The following is a 2,923-nucleotide window of genomic DNA, read 5'->3' as shown; positions in this document are numbered from 1 at the left end:
TTTCGGCGTTCACGAAGGCAAGGGCTTCCTCCGAAGGATTCAGGGACGGGTTGGCAAACAGCTTGTCGGCCAACGGCTCAATGCCGGCTTCGCGGGCAATCTGGCCTTTCGTGCGGCGTCTGGGCTTGTATGGCAAGTACAGGTCTTCCAGATCCTGCTTGGTGGCGGCAAATTCAATCGCGGCGCGCAACTCGGGCGTGAGTTTGCCTTGCTCGTCAATGCTTTTCAGCACGGCGCCACGGCGGGCGTCCAGTTCGCGCAAATAACCCAGCCGGAATTCGAGTTCACGCAATTGAATGTCGTCAAGCCCACCGGTGGCTTCCTTGCGGTAGCGCGCGATAAACGGCACGGTCGCGCCGCCATCGATCAGTTCCACTGCGGCCTTGACCTGATGCTCGTGGGCTTTGATTTCTACGGCAATCTGGCGGATTAGTGTGTGCATATTGGAAAAATTATAGGGCGCCGACAATCCTGTCCGGGAAAGCGTCTGCATCCGGCGGCAAACCGCCACGCCCTTGCAAACTGACGCGAAATGTCGGAATCGTCCCACAGCCGCATGAGTCCAGGACGCCGAAACTAAAGAGGTGCATTGGTAAACTTTTATAATCAATCGGGGAGTCGGACATGCGTTTTCGCACCATTCTTTTAGTGCTTGCTATTTTGTTGATAGCGGCCTTTGTGGCACTCAATGTGGATGAGTTCACGCGAATCAGCGTGCTGAGTTTGGGCTTTACCACCGTACAGGTGTCTCTTGGCTTGGTCATGCTGCTGCTGCTGGTGATCGCGCTGGTGGTGTTCTTGGCAAGCACGCTTTACATGCAAAGCAAAAACCTGCTGGAGGCGCGTGTCCATACCCGCGAGCTCGACAGCCAGCGCCAGCTGGCCGACAAGGCCGAAGCATCGCGGTTCACCGAATTGCGGAGTTACATGGAAGAGCAGACGTTGGCGGCCCAGCGCCGTGAAACCGCTCTGGGAACAGTGCTGGCTGACCGTTTCTCACACCAGCAGCAGGAACTGGTCGCCCGCATTAGCCAGTCAGACAACACCATGGCCGCCTACATGGGCCAGCTTGAAGACCGCCTTGAACGGCGCGGCTCCGTCAGCAGCAGCACCGCAGGGGATGGCGTCAAGCCGCCCTTGGCGCCCTTGCCGCCCCTGGTCTGATGCGCGAGGTCACCCTCACGGCGGCGTACCAAAAACCGACGTGCTGGCAAACAACAGGCGTTCGCCACCATGTCTTCCCTTTCGTGCCCAGCGCGCCGCGCGGCACAAGCTGAAGAGGCGCGAGCTTCTTGCAGGCAGTAAAAACCAGTGCTATGGCCTCTTTCTGCGCGACGGGTTGAGCATATTTTCGGTCCAGAACCTGTGCTCTTCAACATCCGGTTCGCCACGCATGCCGGTGCTTGAACTTTTTATTACCGGGCGCTAAAGCTGCTGCTGGTTAGCGGATCAATGGGCCTCGCTGCCGAAAGACAAAAACATAATGAAGCAGGTTTTCAACGCCAATTACCGGGATTACATCGACTGGCTCGCCGGTCCGCGCCAGCATTACGCTGAATCAACAAGGACCAGACCAGTTTGTGGCCAGCGTGACCCGCATGATGGCTGACTATCACGACCAAGCGCGGGCGGCGCGTTCCGGCGGTCAGCTTGCAGGACCCCTACCAAGCATGATCACAAGCCCAGGACCCAAGCCGGTGGACACGCAGGTGAATTCCTCAACCATTATTTTGTGGTGCGCGAGTACACCCCGGCAAGTGACTACAGAACCAGTGACATCGTCTTGCAAGAACTCACCTTTCGCAGAGCATGTCAGCCCCGCAAGCCCATGCGCGTCAAGTGAACCTGGAGATATTCGACACCGAAGGCGGCCACACCCTGCAGGCACTGAGTCTGCAAGGCACGGTTTAACCCTGCCGGCACCGCCGGGATTGATGCTGCGCTTTAAAGGGGGGATCTTGGGGTGAACCAGCGATGGCCAGTGCCGCACAATGCAGGCATGGCATGTTGCAAGCGCCGAAAACCCGGGCCCGCTTGATGTCCAGACATAGTGCGACCCCGGTACGGATCGTCGAGACCTCGTCGACCGGCCCGGTCGTGGCCATTGCAACTGGCCTTTAAGGAAGACGTGATTTGAAACAGCTTGAAAAAATCCTCCGGGGGTTGCTTCTGGCGCCGGTTGTCCTGTTTTTGCTGTTTGAGGAATGGGGCTGGGAGCCATTGGCGGCCTGCTTTGCCGCGCTGAGTCGCCTGCCCGTGTGGCGGCAACTGGAGAGCCGGATTGTCCGCCTGCCGCCCTGGGCGGCGTTGCTGGCGTTTGCGGTACCCGTGCTGGCGCTGGTGCCGGTCAAGCTGCTGGCGCTTTATCTGTTGGGCGGCGGCCACGTCGCAGCGGGACTCGGGCTGGTGCTCGCCGCCAAGCTGGCCGGCACCGCGTTAGCGGCACGCCTGTTTCAGCTCACCCAGCCTGCGCTGATGCAGCTGAAATGGTTCGCACGCGCCTACACGCCGTGGAAACGCTGGAAAGACCGCATTCTGGTGCAAGTTCGCAGCACATGGCCTTGGCGCATGGCTCGCCGTCTGAAGCTGCGCATGAGGATGCTGGGTCGTCGCCTTCTGGCAACCTTCAAGACTTTTATCTTTCGGCGGCGCTTGTAGCAACCCTGGTTTAATTTGCTATAAAAAAAATAGCTAAAGAGGGCCGTTCTTGCTTGACACAAGACATATTCTTTAAGGTTGGCTTGGCGTGTTCCTTGCCTTCACGTCTACGAGCTTCAGCATGGCGTGGGCAACTTTCATGTGTGCTCTTTAGAACCTAGGCGCAAGGGTAGCTGTACAAAATGTCAAATACTTGCCCCCGTCTGGTCAAACCAGCAGGCGCTACCGGTTTGTCGCCATTGACGTGTTGGTACTATCTTTTTGA

General features: G+C 58.2%; 3 protein-coding genes. 2 read left to right on the top strand and 1 reads right to left on the bottom strand.

Translation table 11 applies throughout. The annotated features are described in order from the left end of the window. On the bottom strand, positions 1 to 442 hold a 442-nt coding region (locus HHJ19_RS06540), incomplete at its 3' end, for a Tex-like N-terminal domain-containing protein (RefSeq protein WP_296905150.1). 182 nt (positions 443 to 624) lie between these two features. On the opposite strand from HHJ19_RS06540, the gene HHJ19_RS06535 reads away from it, so the two are divergent. Both HHJ19_RS06535 and HHJ19_RS06530 read left to right on the top strand, forming a co-directional pair. After that, entirely contained in the window at positions 625 to 1,164 is a 540-nt protein-coding gene (locus tag HHJ19_RS06535; RefSeq protein WP_296905148.1) for a hypothetical protein, read from the top strand. Between the two features lie 969 nt (positions 1,165 to 2,133). Further along, positions 2,134 to 2,658 (top strand): hypothetical protein, encoded by a 525-nt coding sequence (locus HHJ19_RS06530; protein ID WP_296905146.1) that lies wholly within the window; start codon positions 2,134 to 2,136, stop codon positions 2,656 to 2,658. Positions 2,659 to 2,923 lie beyond the last annotated feature (265 nt).

The sequence above is a fragment of the Polaromonas sp. genome (genome assembly GCF_012927415.1).
Taxonomy (GTDB): domain Bacteria; phylum Pseudomonadota; class Gammaproteobacteria; order Burkholderiales; family Burkholderiaceae_C; genus Polaromonas.
Note: the sequence above shows the minus strand (reverse complement) of the source record. Positions and strands in the feature narration are given on the sequence as shown.

Bases quoted from the DNA above. Each gene is read 5' to 3' on its own strand.
- HHJ19_RS06535 (WP_296905148.1), top strand. From the start codon at position 625: ATGCGTTTTCGCACCATTCTTTTAGTGCTTGCTATTTTGTTGATAGCG.